The sequence below is a fragment of the Burkholderia sp. FL-7-2-10-S1-D7 genome (genome assembly GCF_001524185.1).
GTDB classification, from domain to species: domain Bacteria; phylum Pseudomonadota; class Gammaproteobacteria; order Burkholderiales; family Burkholderiaceae; genus Burkholderia; species Burkholderia diffusa.
In genome coordinates, this window is record NZ_LOWY01000010.1 from 166,346 (window position 1) to 183,964 (window position 17,619).

15 protein-coding genes are annotated in these 17,619 nt (G+C 68.1%); 9 read left to right on the plus strand and 6 right to left on the minus strand.

Going from position 1 to position 17,619, the window contains the following annotated elements; genetic code table 11:
• The first annotated feature begins 75 nt into the window (after positions 1–75).
• From flgK to WS75_RS02765, 3 genes are all read left to right on the plus strand, one after another.
• Positions 76–2,058 carry a flagellar hook-associated protein FlgK gene (gene flgK / locus WS75_RS02755; RefSeq protein ID WP_059679048.1) on the plus strand — a complete coding sequence of 661 codons (1,983 nt, stop codon included), beginning with the start codon at positions 76–78 and terminating at the stop codon, positions 2,056–2,058.
• A 23-nt stretch (positions 2,059–2,081) separates the two neighbouring features.
• Positions 2,082–3,320, plus strand: a complete 1,239-nt coding sequence (gene flgL / locus WS75_RS02760; RefSeq protein ID WP_059679049.1) for a flagellar hook-associated protein FlgL — start codon at positions 2,082–2,084, stop codon at positions 3,318–3,320.
• A gap of 250 nt (positions 3,321–3,570) precedes the next feature.
• Positions 3,571–4,878 carry a solute carrier family 23 protein gene (locus WS75_RS02765; protein ID WP_059679050.1) on the plus strand — a complete coding sequence of 436 codons (1,308 nt, stop codon included), beginning with the start codon at positions 3,571–3,573 and terminating at the stop codon, positions 4,876–4,878.
• Between the two features lie 40 nt (positions 4,879–4,918).
• On the opposite strand, the gene WS75_RS02770 is transcribed toward WS75_RS02765, so the two are convergent.
• The gene (locus tag WS75_RS02770; protein ID WP_059679051.1) at positions 4,919–5,803 is read right to left on the minus strand and encodes a transcriptional regulator GcvA; all 885 of its coding nucleotides are present in this window, start codon (positions 5,801–5,803) and stop codon (positions 4,919–4,921) included.
• A gap of 96 nt (positions 5,804–5,899) precedes the next feature.
• Between WS75_RS02770 and WS75_RS02775 the strand changes: the two genes are divergently transcribed.
• From WS75_RS02775 to gor, 6 genes are all read left to right on the plus strand, one after another.
• Positions 5,900–6,514, plus strand: a complete 615-nt coding sequence (locus WS75_RS02775; RefSeq protein ID WP_059679052.1) for a chromate transporter — start codon at positions 5,900–5,902, stop codon at positions 6,512–6,514.
• The gene (locus tag WS75_RS02780) at positions 6,511–7,038 is read left to right on the plus strand and encodes a chromate transporter (RefSeq protein ID WP_059679053.1); all 528 of its coding nucleotides are present in this window, start codon (positions 6,511–6,513) and stop codon (positions 7,036–7,038) included. Before WS75_RS02775 ends, WS75_RS02780 begins: the two co-directional genes overlap by 4 nt.
• Before the next feature lie 58 nt (positions 7,039–7,096).
• Positions 7,097–7,819, plus strand: a complete 723-nt coding sequence (locus WS75_RS02785; RefSeq protein ID WP_059679054.1) for a YoaK family protein — start codon at positions 7,097–7,099, stop codon at positions 7,817–7,819.
• A gap of 200 nt (positions 7,820–8,019) precedes the next feature.
• Complete coding sequence (locus WS75_RS02790) at positions 8,020–9,141, plus strand: porin (RefSeq protein WP_059679055.1); 1,122 nt, start codon at positions 8,020–8,022, stop codon at positions 9,139–9,141.
• A gap of 374 nt (positions 9,142–9,515) precedes the next feature.
• Positions 9,516–9,740 (plus strand): hypothetical protein, encoded by a 225-nt coding sequence (locus WS75_RS02795; RefSeq protein ID WP_043185162.1) that lies wholly within the window; start codon positions 9,516–9,518, stop codon positions 9,738–9,740.
• 244 nt (positions 9,741–9,984) lie between these two features.
• Positions 9,985–11,340, plus strand: coding sequence for a glutathione-disulfide reductase (gor, locus tag WS75_RS02800; protein WP_059679056.1), 1,356 nt, complete (start codon positions 9,985–9,987; stop codon positions 11,338–11,340).
• A gap of 112 nt (positions 11,341–11,452) precedes the next feature.
• On the opposite strand, the gene WS75_RS02805 is transcribed toward gor, so the two are convergent.
• The 5 genes from WS75_RS02805 to WS75_RS02825 form a co-directional block, all read right to left on the minus strand.
• A complete protein-coding gene (locus WS75_RS02805) occupies positions 11,453–12,754 on the minus strand; it encodes an NAD(P)/FAD-dependent oxidoreductase (RefSeq protein WP_059679057.1) in 1,302 nt (433 codons plus the stop codon).
• Positions 12,755–12,779: 25 nt separating this feature from the next.
• A complete protein-coding gene (locus tag WS75_RS02810; RefSeq protein WP_059679069.1) occupies positions 12,780–14,084 on the minus strand; it encodes an NAD(P)/FAD-dependent oxidoreductase in 1,305 nt (434 codons plus the stop codon).
• Between the two features lie 112 nt (positions 14,085–14,196).
• On the minus strand, positions 14,197–15,771 hold the full coding sequence (locus WS75_RS02815; protein WP_059679058.1) for a DUF3138 family protein: 1,575 nt from the start codon (positions 15,769–15,771) through the stop codon (positions 14,197–14,199).
• Positions 15,772–15,872: 101 nt separating this feature from the next.
• Positions 15,873–16,712: an ABC transporter permease subunit gene (locus WS75_RS02820; RefSeq protein WP_059679059.1), complete on the minus strand. Its 840-nt coding sequence runs from the start codon at positions 16,710–16,712 to the stop codon at positions 15,873–15,875.
• Positions 16,709–17,619 (minus strand): ABC transporter permease subunit (locus tag WS75_RS02825; protein WP_059679060.1); only part of this gene is annotated, 911 nt, incomplete at its 5' end. The genes WS75_RS02820 and WS75_RS02825, both read right to left, overlap by 4 nt.

Consider the following 17,619-nt stretch of genomic DNA (forward strand, 5'->3'; position numbering starts at 1 on the left):
TTCCGATCCGTGGCCGTTATACCGGGAGTCACGCAACCCGGCGGCCGCAGCGCGGCCGGCTCATCAGGATCGCGCATGTCCAACACACTCATGAACCTCGGTGTCAGCGGCCTCAATGCCGCGCTCTGGGGCCTCACGACGACCGGTCAGAACATCAGCAACGCCGCGACGCCCGGCTATTCGGTCGAACGCCCGGTCTATGCCGAGGCGAGCGGCCAGTACACGTCGAGCGGCTACATGCCGCAGGGCGTGAACACCGCCACGGTGCAGCGGCAGTACAGCCAGTACCTGAGCGACCAGCTGAACAGCGCGCAGTCGCAGGGCGGCGGGCTGTCGACGTGGTATTCGCTCGTCGCGCAGCTGAACAACTACGTCGGCAGCCCGACGGCCGGGATCTCGACCGCGATCACCGGCTATTTCACCGGCTTGCAGAACGTGGCGAACAGCGCCGCCGATCCGTCGGTGCGGCAGACCGCGATCAGCAACGCGCAGATCCTCGCGAATCAGCTCAACGCGGCCGGCCAGCAGTACGACGCGCTGCGCCAGAGCGTGAATACGCAGCTCACCAGCACGGTGTCGCAGATCAACACGTACACCGCGCAGATCGCGAACTTGAACCAGCAAATCTCGGCGGCGAGCAGCCAGGGGCAGCCGCCGAACCAGCTGATGGACCAGCGCGACCTCGCGGTGTCGAACCTGTCGAGCCTCGCAGGCGTGCAGGTGGTGCGCAGCGACAGCGGCTACAGCGTGTTCCTCGCGGGCGGCCAGCCGCTCGTTCTCGCCGACAAGAGCTATCAGCTCGCGACCGTCACGTCGCCGTCGGATCCGAGCGAGCTGACCGTCGTGTCGCAGGGAATCGCCGGCGCGAATCCGCCAGGCCCGAACCAGGCGCTGCCGGATGCGTCGCTGTCGGGCGGCACGCTCGGTGGCCTGCTCGCGTTCCGCAGCCAGACGCTCGACCCCGCGCAGGCGCAACTCGGCGCGGTCGCGGCCAGCTTCGCCGCGCAGGTCAATGGGCAGAACGCGCTCGGCGTCGATCTGTCGGGCAAGCCGGGCGGCGACCTGTTCACGGTGGCGGCCCCGGACGTGTATTCGAATCAGGGCAATACCGGCAACGCGTCGCTTTCCGTCTCGTTCGCCAACCCGTCGCAGCCGACGACGAGCGACTACACGCTGTCGTACGACGGCACGAACTACACGCTGACCGACCGCGCGAGCGGCGCTGTGGTCGACCAGAAGACCGGGCCGATGCCGCTTTCGCTCGGCGGGCTGAACTTCTCGTTCTCGTCCGGCGGGATGAATGCCGGCGACCAGTTCACCGTGCTTCCGACGCGCGGCGCGCTGTCGGGCTTCGGCCTCGCGACGACGAGCGGCTCGGCGATCGCGGCCGCGTCGCCGGCCATCACGTCGCCGTCGAGCACCAACATCGGCACCGCCACGATCGCGCTGAGCGGGGTGAGCGCCGGCTACCAGGTGCCGTCGACCAAGCTGACCTACGACGCGGCGACGAAGTCGCTGTCGGGCTTCCCGGTCGGAACCACCGTGACGATCCCGGGCACGCCGCCGACTTCGGTGACGATCAACAATCCGACCGACTCTGTGCCGTACGACCCGTCGACCGGTGCGGCGATGACGATGTCCGGGACGGCCGCCGGGGCGATGAATGGCGTGACCGTCACGCTGTCGGGCACGCCGTCGGACGGCGATTCGTTCAAGATCGGACCGTACGCGGGCGGCACGAGCGACGGCAGCAACGCGCTCGCGCTGTCGAAGCTCGTCAACGCGAAGACGCTCGGCGGCGGCACGACGACGCTCACGGGCGCCTACGCGAACTACGTGAACAACATCGGCAACGCCGCGAGCCAGCTCAAGTCGTCGAGCACGGCACAGACGGCGCTGGTCGGCCAGATCACGTCCGCGCAGCAGTCGGTGTCGGGCGTGAACCAGAACGAGGAAGCCGCGAACCTGATGCAGTACCAGCAGCTCTACCAGGCGAACGCGAAAGTGATCCAGACCGCGGCTTCGCTGTTCCAGACCGTGCTGGGCCTGTTCAGCTGACCGGATTCGAGAGGATAGAAACGATGCGGATTTCCACGACCCAGTTCTACCAGCTGAACGTCGGCCAGATGAACGATCAGCAGGCCCAGCTCGCGCAGCTCTACCAGCAGATCTCGAGCGGCGTGAGCCTGACGACGCCGGCCGACAACCCGGTGGGCGCGGCGCAGGCGGTGCAGTTGTCGATGACGTCGGCCACGCTGTCGCAGTACGCGGCGAACCAGAACGTGGCGCTCGCGTCGCTGCAGGCCGAGGACCAGACGCTGCAGAACGTCGGCACCGTGCTCGGCAGCATCCAGTCGGTGATCGTGCGCGCCGGCGACGGTTCGCTCGCGGACAGCGACCGCGCGGCGCTCTCGACGCAGCTCGAGGGCTATCGCGACCAGTTGTTGTCGCTCGCGAACTCGACCGACGGCGCGGGCAACTACCTGTTCGCCGGCTACAAGAATTCGTCGGCGCCGTTCACGAAGAACGCGGCCGGCGGCATCAGCTATGTCGGCGATACAGGCACGCGCACGGTACAGATCGACGATTCGCGCAGCGTGCCGCAGGGCGACTCGGGCCTCTCGGTGTTCATGTCGGTGCAGGCGCTGGGCAGCTCGCCGGTGCAGGCGGCCGGCGCGGGCAACACGGGCACGGCCACCATCGGCAACGTCACGGTGACGGACCCGTCGGCCGCGACGAACGCGCATCAGTTCACGATCACCTTCGGCGGCACGGCGGCCGCGCCGACCTACACGGTGACCGACAATACGGCGTCGCCGCCGACGACCACGCCCGCGCAGGCCTACACGTCGGGCACCGCGATCGCGCTCGGCGGCGGGATGAAGGTGGCGGTGTCGGGCACGCCGGCGGTCAACGACACCTTTTCGGTCACGCCCGCGCCGCAGGCGAGCGGGGTCGACGTGTTCTCGACGCTCGATTCGATGATCACGGCGTTGAAGACGCCCGTCACCGGCAACCCGGCGGCGGGCGCCGCGCTGTCGAACACGATGGGCACGGCCGCGACGAACATCAACAACACGATGCGCAACGTCACGACGGTGCTGGCATCGGTCGGCGGCCGCGAGCAGGAAGTCAAGGCGATGCAGGCCGTCAACCAGACCGCGGCGCTGCAGACGAGCAGCAACCTGTCGGACCTGACCAGCACCAACATGGTGACGACCATCAGCCAGTACCTGCAGGTGCAGAACGCGCTGAGCGGCGCGCAGAAGGCGTATGCGCAGCTGCAGAACATGTCGCTGTTCCAGTACATCAATCCGTGACCCCCGTGGCGCCCGCCGCGATGTGAGCGCCCGCTTGCATCGCGGCGAGCGCCGGCAGGCCTCCGTCGGCCTTCATCGGGCTTCGTCGGCCTTCATCGGCGCGATCGTGCCGTCCGGCACGCCGCCCGCCCGCACGACCGCTGCCCCGGCGGTTCGCGCTTGCCAGCCCCATTTCCGCTCCGTAAACTCGCGCCAGATTCCAGACCGGCGCACCGTCCGCAGCCGGCGTTCGACAGGAGCCCTTTTCCCCATGTCCGATTCCTACTTCCCGCGCTGGCGGGTGCAACCGACCGGCGCCGCCGCGCGCGTGGTCGGCCCCGACGAACGCCTCGCGTGGCCGCAGATGGTCGCGATGGGCGTGCAGCACGTCGTCGCGATGTTCGGCTCGACCGTGCTCGCGCCGCTGCTGATGGGCTTCGACCCGAACCTGTGCATCTTCATGTCGGGCATCGGCACGCTGCTGTTCTTCGTGCTGGTCGGCGGTCGCGTGCCGAGCTACCTCGGTTCGAGCTTCGCGTTCATCGGCCTCGTGATCGCGGTGACGGGCTACGGCGGCAGCGGGCCGAACCCGAACATCCCCGTCGCGCTCGGCGGGATCATCGCGTGCGGCGTCGTGTACGTCGCGCTCGGCGCGCTGGTGCAGGCGATCGGCACGCGCTGGATCGAGACGCTGATGCCGCCCGTCGTCACCGGCGCGGTGGTCGCGGTGATCGGGCTGAATCTGGCGCCGATCGCGGTCAAGGGCGTGTCGGCGTCGACCTTCGACTCGGTGATGGCGCTCGTCACGGTGCTGTGCGTCGGCGGCGTCGCGGTGTTCGCGCGCGGGATGATGCAGCGCCTGCTGATCCTCGTCGGGCTGGTGATCGCCTACGTGATCTATGCGATCGCCACCAACGGGATGGGCCTCGGCAAGCCGGTCGATTTCTCGATCGTCGCGCATGCCGCGTGGTTCGGCGTGCCGAGCTTCCGTGCGCCGGTCTTCGATCCGCACGCGATGCTGATGCTCGCGCCGATCGCGGTGATCCTGGTCGCGGAGAACCTCGGCCACATCAAGGCGGTGAGCGCGATGACGGGCACCAACCTCGACCGCTACGTCGGTCGTGCGTTCATCGGCGACGGGCTCGCGACGATCGTGTCGGGCAGCGTCGGCGGCACGGGCGTGACCACCTACGCGGAGAACATCGGCGTGATGGCCGTCACGCGGATCTATTCGACGCTGGTGTTCGCGGTCGCCGCGCTGATCGCGATCGGGCTGGGTTTCTCGCCGAAGTTCGGCGCGGTGATCCAGACGATTCCGGGCCCGGTGCTCGGCGGCGTGTCGATCGTCGTGTTCGGGCTGATCGCGGTGACGGGCGCGCGGATCTGGGTCGTCAACAAGGTCGACTTCTCCGACAACCGCAACCTGATCGTCGCGGCCGTCACGCTGGTGCTCGGCGCCGGCGACTTCTCGCTGAAGTTCGGCGGCTTCGGGCTCGGCGGGATCGGCACGGCGACGTTCGGCGCAATCATCCTGTACGCGATCCTGCGCAAGGAAAAGGAACCGGGCCCGGTGGTCTGACCCGGCAGCGGGCGGTGCAATGCCGCCCGCCGGCCCGTATTTACGCGCCGATATTCGACTGCGCCTGCAGCCACGCGCAGAACTGCGCGACGAGCGTATCGTCGGCCGGCGCGCCCGGCGCGATCCACCAGTAGCTGCGCGTCGCGATGCGCGGCCCGGGCAGCGGCATCACGAGGCGGCCGCTCGCGAGTTCGTCGTCGATCAGCGGCAGCGGGCCGAGCGCGACGCCCAGCCCGTCGACAGCCGCCTGCAGCGCCATGTAGAAGTGATCGAACGACTGCCGCTTGCGCCCCTTCATCGTCACGCCGGCCGCCGCGAACCAGTCGCGCCAGCCTTCCGGCCGCGTATCCGAATGCAGCAGCACGTGCCGCGCGAGATCGTCCGCCCGGGCGATTGGCGCGCGCTTGAGCAGCGCGGGGCTGCAGACCGGAATCACGCTTTCGTCGAGGAAGTGGCCGCTCGTGCAGTTCGGCCAGTGGCCGGGGCCGCGGCGGATCGCGACGTCGAAACCGTCGAGCGTGTCGAGCGGCGCGTTCGACGTGGACAGCTTCAGCTCGACGTTCGGCACGTCGCGCTGGAACCGCGACAGGCGCGGCAGCAGCCATTTCATCGCGAAGGTCGGCAGCGCATTGATGCGCAGCACGCGCGCGGCACCGGTGTTGCGCAGCTGCTCGGTGGCGAGCGCGATGCTGTCGAACGCGGCACGGACGGTATCCAGATAGCGGCGGCCTTCGTCGGTGAGCTTCACGCGCTTGCCGTAGCGGTGGAACACCGGCTTGCCGAGCCACGCCTCGAACCCGGCGATTTGCCGGCTGATGGCACCATGAGTCACATGCAGCTCGTCGCCGGCGGCGCTGAAGCTTTCGTGTCGTGCCGCCGCTTCAAAGGCCCGAAGCGCGGAAAAGGGCGGGAGGTTGCGTGCCATGCTTGTGATTCTAGATCACAAAGGCGCGCCGATAAAATCGTTTTGCCGGGGTGCGGAACGGCGGTAACCTCGGGGCACCGTTTGATGAGGACCCCCATGCAATCCGTTTCTCCGCCGCCCGCCGCGTCCCCGCGCCGGATCGGCCTCGCCGAGCTGTTCACCGGTTTCCTGTCGCTCGGCCTGATGTCGTTCGGCGGCGCGCTGCCGTTCGCGCGGCGTACGATCGTCGACGAGCGCAAATGGCTCACCGCCGACGAATTCACCGATCTGCTCGGGCTGTGCCAGTTCCTGCCGGGCGGCAACGTGATCAACCTGTCGGTCGCCGTCGGCATGCGCTTTCGCGGCGTCGCGGGCGCGTTCGCCGGCATTCTCGGGTTGATCGCGGGCCCGACGCTCGTGGTCGTCGCGCTCGGCGTGCTGTATGCGAAGACGCAGGGCGATCCGCGTGTGCAGCACCTGTTCGGCGGGCTCGCGGCCGCGGCCGCGGGCCTGCTCGTCGCGATGGCCGTGAAGGTCGCGAAACAGCTGCGGCACGCGCCGCGCACCGCGGCCGGCATCGCGGCGCTCGCGTTCGTCGCGATCGCGGTGCTGCGCATGCCGCTCCTGACCACGATGCTGGTGCTGACGCCCGCGAGCATCTGGCTCGCGTCGCGGCGCCGCGATACGCCGGCACCGCAGCACGCCGCCGCGCGCGACGGAGGCCAGTCATGAACGACACGCTGATCGCGATCGCGACGATCTTCAGCCAGCTTTCGCTGCTCGCATTTGGCGGCGGCAACACGATCCTGCCGGAGATGCAGCGGCAGGTCGTCGACGTGCACCACTGGATGAGCGCGCACGAGTTCACCGCGCTGTTCGCGCTCGCGCAGGCGGCGCCCGGGCCGAACATGATGATCGTGTCGCTGGTCGGCTGGCATGTGGCCGGCTGGGCCGGGCTGCTGGTCGCGTCGATCGCGAAGTTCGGGCCGTCGTCGATCGTCACGGTACTGGCGCTGCACGCATGGGAGCGCTTTCGCGACCGGCCGTGGCGCCGCTACGTGCAGCAGGGGCTGATGCCGGTCACGGTCGGGCTCGTCGCGGCCAGCGCGGTGCTGATCTCCGAGGCGTCGAACCGCACGGCGATCCAGTGGGGGATCACGGCCGCATGCGCCGTGCTCGCGTGGCGCACGCGCATCCATCCGCTGTGGCTGCTCGCGGGCGGCGCGCTGATCGGGCTCACCGGCATCGGGCAGTGAGCGAAGGACAGGCCATCTCCCGTCGCGCATACTGGCGCGAATATTAACGGGAGGATCGATGGATCTCGACGGCGCCAGCCGAAATCTCACCGTCGCCGCGTTGCTGACGCTGTCCGGCGGCTACCTCGACGCGTACACGTACGTCGGCCACGGCCACGTGTTCGCGAACACGATGACCGGCAACGTCGCGCTGCTCGGCATCAACCTGTCGGCCGGCGAATGGGCCGCCGCGCTGCATCACGTGCCGCCGCTCGTCGGCTTCGTGATCGCGGTGTTCGTCGCGCACCTGCTCGGTCTCGCCGCGCAGCGCGGCTGGATGCGGCACACCGCGTTCGCGAGCCTGATCGTCGAGATCGCGTTTCTCGGCGTCGCCGCGAGCGGCCTCGTCGGCGCGTCGAGCGCGTGGCTGATTCCGGGCATCTCGTTCGTCGCGACGCTGCAGACGCTGTCGTTCACCCATCTCGAGGAACTGTCGTACACGTCGGTGATGACGACCGGCAACCTGCGGCGTGCCGCGCAGAAGCTGTTCGTCGGGTTGATCCCGCGCTACGACGCGGGTGCGCTGCACGACTCGGCGCTGCTCGCGACGATCAGCTTCTGCTTCCTGGCCGGCGCGGTGGTCGGCGGCCTCGCGACGCGGCTCGCGCCGGACGTCGCGCTGTGGGGCGCCGTGCTGCTGCTTGCGGGCGCGTTCGCGGAGATCGTGCGGCGCGCGTGGCGTCGCGCGGGGAACGGCGGCGACGATGGTCGCGACGGCGACGGGGTGGCGCAAACGGCCTGACGGCGCGCGAGGCAAGCCCGGGACGGGAAACGTTGTTCCCGGGCGACAGTCGTGCGATTACCGCGCGTTTCAATTTCTTTCAGAGATTGCAGTCGTCATATGATTCAGCCCACATCGCGCACGCCATGAACGTGCGCGATCGCCACCCGGCTGCGCACGCGGCCGGCAATGAACGGAGACACCTAAAAAAAGGAAAGCTCATGAAGCAGACCACCCGACTCGCAGCCATCGCAGGGGGCGCCGCGCTCGCATTCGCCAGCCAGTACGCGGCCGCACAAAGCTCGGTCACGCTCTGGGGCGTCGCCGACGTCAGCGTCCGCTACCTGACCAATGCAAACGCCAAGAACGACGGCCTGCTGTCGATGACCAACGGCGCGATCACCAACAGCCGCTTCGGCATCTACGGCACGGAAGACCTCGGCAGCGGCCTGAAGGCCGTGTTCAAGCTCGAAAGCGGCGTGAACCTGCAGAACGGCGCATTCGCCGACAGCGGCCGCCTGTTCAACCGTGCGGCATACGTCGGTCTGGACAGCCCGTACGGCACGGTGACGCTCGGCCGCCAGAAGACGCCGCTCTTCGACTTGCTGGCAGACACCTACGATCCGCTGACGGTCGGCAACTACTTCGAAAATGCGTGGCTGCCGGTCGCACTCGGCGGCGGCCTGTATGCGGACAACCAGATCAAGTACTCGGGCACGTTCGCGGGCCTGACCGCGAAGGCGATGTACTCGACGGGTACGAACTACGAATCGACCGGCGCGGGCGGCTTCTCGGGCCAGATCCCGGGCTCGCTCGGCAAGGGCAATGCGTGGGGCGTGTCGCTGTCGTACGTGATGGGCCCGCTCAGCATCGCGGCCGGCGCGCAGCAGAACAGCGACAACTCGGCACGCAAGCAGACGATCTACCACGCGAACGTCGTGTACGCGTTCAGCAAGGCGAAGGTCTATGCCGGCTACCTGCGCTCGAAGGACGACACCGGTTTCGTCGACAGCCTGCTCGCGCAGCAGTCGATTCCGGTCGCGAAGGGCACGGGCCGGATCGACGACGGTCCGTTCGCGGGCGTGAGCTGGCAGGTCAGCACGCCGCTGACGCTGACGGGCGCGTTCTACTACGACCACATGCGCAACGCGATGACCGCGAACGGCACGCTCGCGAGCGGCAACCGCTACGCGATCGTCGGCATCGCCGAATACGCGCTCAGCAAGCGCACGGAAGTCTACGGCACCGTCGACTTCAACAAGACGAACGGCGCGGCGAACGTCGAACTGCCGGGTCGCAGCAACCAGACCGGCATCGCGATCGGCCTGCGCAATATCTTCTGACGAAAGTCGGCATGCCTGCGCCGGCCCAGGCTCGGCGCGCATCGAAGAGGCTCCCGCGGGAGCCTCTTTTTTTTCGTCACGCGACCTTCATGTGCGTGGACGACGATTCAGCGACCGCTCCATCGGGAACGCTCAACCCGTAAGGATTCCGTCGGCATTCCAGAACATACTTTGACAGTGCGCGCGAAGCGATTCCGCTACGCTGCGTGCAGGGTCCGCCGTGTGCCGCAACGCACGCGCGGGCATCGTTCCGTCGTACGTTTCGCGTGCGGCCGGTCTGGTGCGTAACTTGTGTATCCGGTGATGACAAACACGGTCTGCCGGTTTTTTTTCGTGGGACGATGCGCTCACGATTTTCTTGAAAGGGGATGACGATGGGTATCCTGAACACCGTGGGTGAAATCGCTGGCGCAGTGGCAGCCGTCGAAGGCGCGGAAAAGCTCGATCCGGATGCGGGTCTGCTGACCAAGGCGGCAGCGGCCGTCGCCGGCTTCAAGGGCGCCGAGGCGATCGAAGGCATGCTCGAGAAGAAGGAAGAGCAGCCGCAGCAGGCAGACGATACGCAGGCGACGGACGGCAGCGACACGTCGCAGGCCTGAGCATGGCGGCCGGTCCCGCCGCGGGCGCGCCCCTCGCGCGCCCGGGCGGACCGGTGCCGCGCGGCCGGCAGGCCGGGCATGTGGTCGATCGGTGACGCATGGCAAACCCGGCAGCTGGTTTGACCGGCGAGAGGCAACGTCTCTCGCCGTTTTTTGTGGCGCGCGCGTCCTGCGGCGCCACGGCCCACACGAATTCCCGAATCTTGCTATCGTGCCGTCATCCGAACTGTGATGAGGGCTTGCGATGGACTTCGACTACGACCTGTTCGTCATCGGGGCCGGTTCCGGCGGCGTGAGGCTCGCCCGGATGTCGGCGTCATACGGCGCGCGCGTCGGCATAGCGGAAGAAGAGCAGATCGGCGGTACCTGCGTGCTGCGCGGCTGCATTCCGAAGAAGCTGCTCGTCTACGCATCGCACTATCCACACGAGCTCGAGGACGCGAAGGGCTTCGGCTGGACCTTCGGCGCCGGCACGCTCGACTGGCCCGCGCTGATCGCCGCGAAGGATCGAGAGATCAACCGGCTCAGCGACATCTACATCAACCTGCTGCGGCAATCCGGCGTCGCGATGCACGCAGGGCGCGCGACGCTCGTCGATGCGCATACCGTCGCGATCGGCGAACGCACGTTCCGTGCGCGCCACATCGCGATCGCGACCGGTTCGCGCCCGTCGCTGCCGCCGCGGCCCGGCATCGAGCATGCGATCACGTCGCGCGAGGCGCTGTCGCTCGCGAAGCTGCCCGCGCGCATCGCTGTGGTCGGCGGCGGCTATATCGCGGTCGAGTTCGCGGGCATCTTCAACGGCGTCGGCAGCCATGTCGATCTCTTCTATCGCGGCGAGAAGATCCTGCGCGGCTTCGACGACGACGTGCGTCAATTCCTGACCGACGAGATGACCAAGCAGGGCGTCGCGATCCATGCGCGCGCGGTGGTCGAATCGATCGCGCGCGCGGACGACGGCACGCTCTCCGTGCGTGTCGGCGACGCGCAGCACGGGCCGTACGACGCGGTGCTCTACGCGACCGGCCGCGTGCCGAACGTCGACGGGCTCGGGCTCGAACAGGCGGGCGTCGTGCTCGACGCGCGCGGCGCGATCGCCGTCGATGCGTATTCGGCGACGTCGGTGCCTTCGATCCATGCGATCGGCGACGTCACGTCGCGGCCGCAGCTCACCCCGGTGGCGACACGCGACGGCGGACTGCTCGCGCGGACATTGTTCGGCGGCGCGCGTGTCGCGGCCGATCACCATTACGTGCCGTCGGCCGTGTTCAGCCAGCCCGAGGTTGCAACGGTCGGCCTGACCGAGGCCGATGCGCGTCGCCTGCATGACGAGGTCGACATCTACCGCACGTCGTTCAAGGCGCTGCGCCACACGCTGTCGGGCCGCGACGAGCGCACGCTGATGAAGCTCGTGGTCGCGCGCGACAGCCAGCGCGTGATCGGCGCGCACATGGTCGGCCGCGACGCGGGCGAGATCATCCAGGGCATCGCGATCGCGATCCGCGCGGGCGCGACGAAGGCGCAGTTCGACGACACGATCGGCATTCACCCGACCGCAGCGGAGGAATTCGTGACGATGCGGCAGAAAGTGGCCGACTGACCGCAACCAGCGCGCCGGCTCGCCGGCCGGCGCGGGCGTCCCGCGCGCGCCCGGCCGGCGTGTGACGCACCACGGATCCGCGACGATCCGCAAAGTACGCCAATTCTTCCGCTCAATGCATGCCGAACGCGTCGAGCAGCCGGTACCAGCTCATTGCGAGCACCAGCGCTGGCGTGCGCAGCGTCGCGCCGCCGGGGAAGTCGCGATGCCGGATCTTGCCGAACAGGTCGAAGCGACTTGCCTGGCCGTCGATCGCCTCGGCGATCAGCTTGCCCGCGAGCGCGGTCGTGTTCACGCCGTGCCCCGAGAAGCCCTGCGCGAAGTACATCGTCGGCGCGACGCGCCCGAAGTGCGGCGCGCGGTTCATCGTGATGTCGACGAAGCCGCCCCATGCGTAGTCGACCTTGACGTCCGCGAGCTGCGGGAACGTCTTCAGCATGTCCGCGCGCATTGCCGCCGCGAGATCGCGCGGTTCCCGCGTCGAATAGCTGACCTTGCCGCCCCACACGAGCCGCGTGTCGGGCGCCGGCCGGAAATAGTCGAGCACGAAGCGGCTGTCGCAGATCGCCGCGCGCGCGGGCATCAGCGCGGCGGCGCGCGCTTCGCCGAGCGGCTCGGTGGCGATCACGTAGGTGCCAACGGGCATGATCTTCTTCGACAGCGCGGGCGCGAGCGAACCCACGTACGTATTGCACGCGAGCACGACGAAGCGCGCGCGCACCTGCCCCTGGGCGGTTTCGACGACGTGGCCGCCCGACACGTCGCGCACGCGCGTCACGCAGCTGTCCTCGTGGATCCGCACGCCTGCGTCGGTAGCCGCACGCGCGAGCCCGAGCGTGTAGTTCAGCGGATGCAGGTGGCCGCTGTCGGGGTCGTACAGGCCGCCGCGATAGCGCGCCGACTGCACGTAGTCGCCGAGCTCGTCCGCTTCCACGAAATGGAAGCGGTCGTAGCCGAAGCGTTTCGCGGCCTCGTCGCGCCAGCGCTTCAGCGCATCCGCGTCGCGCTCGGTGTTCGCGGCGGTCAGGTAGCCCGGTACGAGCGCGCAGTCGATGTCGTGCTGCGCAATGCGCGACTTCACGAGCGACAGCGTTTCGAGCCCCATGTCCCAGATCCGCTTCACGTCGCCTTCCGGCATGAAGTTGCCGAACGTGTCGATGTCGCATGCAAAGCCGCCGATCAGCTGGCCGCCGTTGCGCCCGCTCGCCGCCCATCCGACCCGCGACGCTTCGAGCACGGTCACCGAATGGCCGCGCTCGGCGAGGTTGAGCGCGGCGGACAAACCGGTGAGGCCCGCGCCGATCACGCACACGTCGGCGTCGGTCGCGCCGGCGAGCGGCGCATGGCGGGTCGTATCGTTGGCGGTCGCCGCGTAGTACGACGCGACGTGCGGCTGGTTGGCGAATGTCTGCATGATCAGGAAAGCGAATGAAGGGGACTCAGAACAGCTCGCGCACGCGGTGGTACAGCATCCCGAGTTCGAGCGCGGGCTGCCGCCACGCGTCGCCGCCGGGAAAGCGCCGGTGGCGCAGCTGCGCGAACAGGTCGAACGCGCGCGTGTCGCCCGCGATCGCGCCGGCGATCGCGCGTCCGGCGACTCCGGTCAGCGCGACGCCGTGCCCGCTGAAGCCCTGGACGTAGAAGAAGTTCGGATCGATCGCGCCGAAGTCCGGCGCACGGTTGCGCGTGACGTCGACGAAGCCGCCCCACGCGTGGTCGACGCGCACGTCGGCGAGCTGCGGGAACACGCCGACCATGCGCTGCCGGATCGTTTCCGCGAGCGTGTCGGGCGACGCGCCCGCGGAGTTCGCGCGGCCGCCGAACAGCATGCGATGGTCGGCCGACAGCCGGAAGTAGTCGAGGAAGAAGTTGTTGTCGCACACGGCTTCGCGCTGCGCGATCAGCGCGTCTGCGCGCGCGCGGCCGAGCGGTTCGGTCGCAATGATGTACGACGCGATCGGCGCGATGCGCGCGGCGGTGGCGGCCGGCAGGATGCCGCCGGGGCCTGCGTTGCAGCACGACACGACGAAGCGGCAGCGCACTTCGCCCGACGGTGTGCGCACGACCGGCCGCGCGCCGCGAACGACGTCGAGCGCGGGCGTGTGCGCATGGAGCGCGACGCCTTCGCGGCGCGCGGCATCGGCGAGGCCCAGGCAATACTTGAGCGGATGCAGGTGGCCCGACAGCGGATCGTAGACACCCGCCAGATAACGGGACGACGCGATGCGCGCGCGAATCGCGCCGGTGTCGAGCCACGACAGCGACGGATGGCCCCAGCGCGACGTCGCGGCATCCATCCATGCGCGCAGGTCGTCGATGCGGCGCGGCTTCGTCGCGACCGTGAGGTAGCCGCGCGTGAAGTCGCAGTCGATGCCGTGGCGCGCGATGCGCTCGGCGATCAGCGCGACGCCGTCGAGCGACAGCGACCACGCGGCACGCGCGCCGGCGGCGCCGAGCTGCCGCTCGATCACCTCGTCTTTCGCGAAGCCCGTGATCGCCTGGCCGCCGTTGCGGCCCGACGCGCCCCAGCCGGGCCGGTGCGCATCGATCACGGCGACCGACAGCCCGCGCGCGCGGCAGTCGAGCGCCGTCGACAGGCCCGCGAAGCCCGCGCCGATCACGCACACGTCGACGTCGATCGCGTCTTCCAGCACGGGATCGTCGGCCGCGGGTCGCGCGGCGGTCGCTTCGTAGTACGAGTCGCGCGCGAGCGCGTCGGCACGGCGGGTGAAAGACTGCGTCATCAAACCGACTCCCTCGAGGACGGCCGGCGCCGGTGCGCGACGCACCGCGATCCGGCCGGGTGAAACGATGCGGGACGCCATGCACGCGGCACGGCGTCCCGCGCGGCCCGCATCAGAACGAATAGATGAACTGCGTCGCGAGCAGGTCGTTGGACTTGCCGTACGAGCCGTCGTTGCGCAGGAACACCTTGTTGTTTGCCCAGTCGTGCCGGTATTCGACCTTCACGGTGATCTGCTGGGTCGGATAGAACAGCAGGTCGAGCGCGACGTCCTGGCGCACCGCGCCCTTGCACTCGAAGCCCAGGCCGCCGCCGGCCTGCGACATCGCGAGGCAGTCCGCGTCGACGCCGAAGCCGTTGTTCGGATCCATCCCGTTGCCGTTCAGCGCGATGCCGCCACCGCCGCCGCCGTTCTTCGTGTTGGCGAGCAGGTCGTAGCGCAGCGTCACGCCCATGCGACCGACCACCGGCGCGTTGAACTTGCGGTGTGCGAGCAGCGACAGGCCGTACCACTGCGCGAGCCCGCCGTTGTACGCCGCATGTTGCTGCCGGCCGTAGTCGACTTCGGCGTTGTACTGAATATCGGCGAGCGTGTAGGTCGCATCGAGTTCGCCGAAGAAGAACGAACCGTAGGCGCTCGGTGCCGCACCGCCCGGGCCGTAGTGGACGACGCCGTTCGCATCGATCGCGCTCGCCAGCGTCTGCCGCCCGATGTTGAACGACCCGCCGATATCGAGCGCGCTCGACCACGTGTAGTCCGCGCGCGCGGTGAAGGTCGGCACCTTGTTGCTCGTGCTGATCGGGTCGCCGAGCGCATTGGTGCCCGTCTGCGTGACCGAGCCGTACGTGCGGTACTGCTCGTTGCCGAGGAAGAACTTCCACGCCCAGTTGCCCTTCGTGTAGTTCGCGCCGACGCCGACGTAGCTGCCCGGATCCGAGAAATCGTACAGCAGGTTGTGCGTGAGCGTGAGCATCTGGTTCGACTGCTGCACCTCGTAGCCGCCGAAGCTCGGGATCAAACCGGCGACCAGCGTCGTTTCGGCAGTGATCGGCACGTTGACGACCGCCGTGTTCAGCAGGTTGTCGGTGATCGAGCCGCGCGAGTTCTGCAGCAGCGTGATGCCGTTGCCGCGGTTCGGCATCAGCGTGATCTCCGCCGATGGCGCCATCGGGCCGACGCCGAAGGTCTTCTTGATGTCGAGGTAGAGATCGCCGAACGTGCTGTTGAAGTAGTTGTACGCGTTTTCGTGGTTCGCGAACAGGAACGACGACGTGCCGGCCGCGCGGTTGTAGATGTAGGTCGGGTCGATGTAGCCCGTGACCGACAGGCCCGCGAGCGGCCCGGTGTTGGCCGCGTCCGTCAGCGAGTCGACCTTCAGCTGCTGGTTCGCGATCTGCTGCTTCATTTCGCTGACTTCGTCGTTGGTCAGCGTGGCCTGGGCACGGCCGTAGTCCGGCGAGGACGGATCGGCGGCCACGATCGCCGGCTTGGCCGAGGCCGTCGCGCCGGCCTGCGCGACCGGCGCGCCGCCCGGCTTCGCGGCGAGCTGCGCCTGCATGGCCTTCATCTGCTTCTGCAGCGCGGCGACCTGCGCTTGCAGTGCCTTGATTTCGGCGGAAGTCGAGTCGGCCAGCGCGATGCCCGGCAACGCGCCGGCCACCAGCAGGCAGATCAGTTTCTTCTTCATTGCGGATTCTCCTTGTCGTGGGCCTGTCAATGTGTGATCGGTTTGCGCGCCGCATCACGCGGCGCGCGGGTCTTGTTATCGATGGAACGGGAAGCGGGAAGTCAGGCCGCCGCGAACGCCGCCTTCATGTCGGCCACGCGGCGTCGCTCGCGCGCGATCATCATCTGGTTCACGACGATCACGCCGATCGTCACGGCGGTGATGAACAGCGTCGCGAGTGCATTCATTTCAGGGTTCAGGCCAAGACGCACACGCGAGAACACCACCAGCGGCAGCGTCGTCGAGCCGGGCCCGGACAGGAACGCCGACAGCACCAGATCGTCGATCGACAGCGTGAACGACAGCAGCCAGCCCGACAGCAGCGCCTGCGAGATCAGCGGCAGCGTCACCACGAAGAACACCTTCAGCGGCGTCGCGCCCAGATCGAGCGCCGCTTCCTCCAGCGACTTGTTCATCTCCTTCACGCGCGACTGCACGATGATCGCCACGTACGACACGCAGAGCATCACGTGACCGATCCAGATCGTCACCATCCCGCGACCCTTCGGCCAGCCGAACATCTGCTCCAGCGCCACGAACAGCAGCAGCAGCGAGATGCCCTGGATCACTTCGGGAATCACGAGCGGCGCGTTGATCATCCCCGTGTACAGCGTGAAACCCTTGAAGCGGCCGAAGCGCGCGAGCACGAAGCCCGCCCACGTGCCGATCACGACCGACGCGGTGGCCGTCAGGAGGCCGATCTTCAGCGACAGCCACGCGGCGGTCAGCAGCTCGTCGTCCTGCAACAGCGCCGCGTACCACTTCAGCGAGAAGCCCGACCACACCGTCACCAGCTTCGACTCGTTGAACGAGTAGACGACCAGGCTGATGATCGGGATGTACAGGAACAGGAAGCCGAAGGCGAGAACGCCTGTCGACAGCGGTTTGCTCGGCTTGATCATTTCGCTTCCTCCAGTTCCTTGACCTGGTAGTACTGGAACAGCGCCATCGGCACCAGCAACAGCAGCACCATCGCGACCGTCACCGCGGACGCCATCGGCCAGTCCATGTTGTTGAAGAACTCGTCCCACATCACGCGGCCGATCATCAGCGTGTCGGCGCCGCCGAGCAGTTCCGGAATCACGTACTCGCCGACCGCCGGAATGAACACCAGCAGGCTGCCGGCGATGATCCCGTTCTTCGACAGCGGCAGCGTGATGCGCGTGAACGCGACCCACGGTTTCGCGCCGAGGTCGTACGCGGCCTCGAGCAGCGTCAGATCCATCTTCACGAGGTGCGCATACAGCGGCATCACCATGAACGGCAGGTACGAATAGACCATCCCGATGTAGACGCCCGCGTCGCTGTGATAGAGGCGCAGCGGCGTGTGGATGATGCCGAGTGCGATCAGCGTGTGGTTCAGGAGGCCGTCATCCTTCAGGATGCCGATCCATGCGTACACGCGAATCAGGAACGACGTCCAGAACGGCAGCATCACGGCCATCATCAGCACGTTGCGCCGGCCCGGTTCCGAGCGCGCGATGTAGTACGCCATCGGGTAACCGATCAGCAGGCACAGCAGCGTCGACACGGCGGCCATCTTCAGCGAGCTGAGGTAGGTCGCGATGTACAGGTCGTCCTGCAGCAGGAACGCGTAGTGCGACAGCTGCAGCGCGAAGTGCACGACGCCGTCCTTGATCTCGAGGAGCGACGTGTACGGCGGGATGCCCATCACCTGGTCAGCGAAGCTGATCTTGAACACCAGCACGAACGGCAGCGCGAAGAAGATCGTGAGCCACAGGAACGGCACGCCGATCGCGATGCCTCGGCCCGACGGCAGGAAGCGCGACAGCGCAGCGAAGCGGCTGC

What these genes read in the sequence shown, in the direction of transcription:
- flgK (WP_059679048.1), top strand. Translation starts at nt 76, where the DNA reads ATGTCCAACACACTCATGAACCTCGGTGTCAGCGGCCTCAATGCCGCG.
- flgL (WP_059679049.1), top strand. Translation starts at nt 2,082, where the DNA reads ATGCGGATTTCCACGACCCAGTTCTACCAGCTGAACGTCGGCCAGATG.
- WS75_RS02765 (WP_059679050.1), top strand. Translation starts at nt 3,571, where the DNA reads ATGTCCGATTCCTACTTCCCGCGCTGGCGGGTGCAACCGACCGGCGCC.
- WS75_RS02770 (WP_059679051.1), bottom strand. Translation starts at nt 5,803, where the DNA reads ATGGCACGCAACCTCCCGCCCTTTTCCGCGCTTCGGGCCTTTGAAGCG.
- WS75_RS02775 (WP_059679052.1), top strand. Translation starts at nt 5,900, where the DNA reads ATGCAATCCGTTTCTCCGCCGCCCGCCGCGTCCCCGCGCCGGATCGGC.
- WS75_RS02780 (WP_059679053.1), top strand. Translation starts at nt 6,511, where the DNA reads ATGAACGACACGCTGATCGCGATCGCGACGATCTTCAGCCAGCTTTCG.
- WS75_RS02785 (WP_059679054.1), top strand. Translation starts at nt 7,097, where the DNA reads ATGGATCTCGACGGCGCCAGCCGAAATCTCACCGTCGCCGCGTTGCTG.
- WS75_RS02790 (WP_059679055.1), top strand. Translation starts at nt 8,020, where the DNA reads ATGAAGCAGACCACCCGACTCGCAGCCATCGCAGGGGGCGCCGCGCTC.
- WS75_RS02795 (WP_043185162.1), top strand. Translation starts at nt 9,516, where the DNA reads ATGGGTATCCTGAACACCGTGGGTGAAATCGCTGGCGCAGTGGCAGCC.
- gor (WP_059679056.1), top strand. Translation starts at nt 9,985, where the DNA reads ATGGACTTCGACTACGACCTGTTCGTCATCGGGGCCGGTTCCGGCGGC.
- WS75_RS02805 (WP_059679057.1), bottom strand. Translation starts at nt 12,754, where the DNA reads ATGCAGACATTCGCCAACCAGCCGCACGTCGCGTCGTACTACGCGGCG.
- WS75_RS02810 (WP_059679069.1), bottom strand. Translation starts at nt 14,084, where the DNA reads ATGACGCAGTCTTTCACCCGCCGTGCCGACGCGCTCGCGCGCGACTCG.
- WS75_RS02815 (WP_059679058.1), bottom strand. Translation starts at nt 15,771, where the DNA reads ATGAAGAAGAAACTGATCTGCCTGCTGGTGGCCGGCGCGTTGCCGGGC.
- WS75_RS02820 (WP_059679059.1), bottom strand. Translation starts at nt 16,712, where the DNA reads ATGATCAAGCCGAGCAAACCGCTGTCGACAGGCGTTCTCGCCTTCGGC.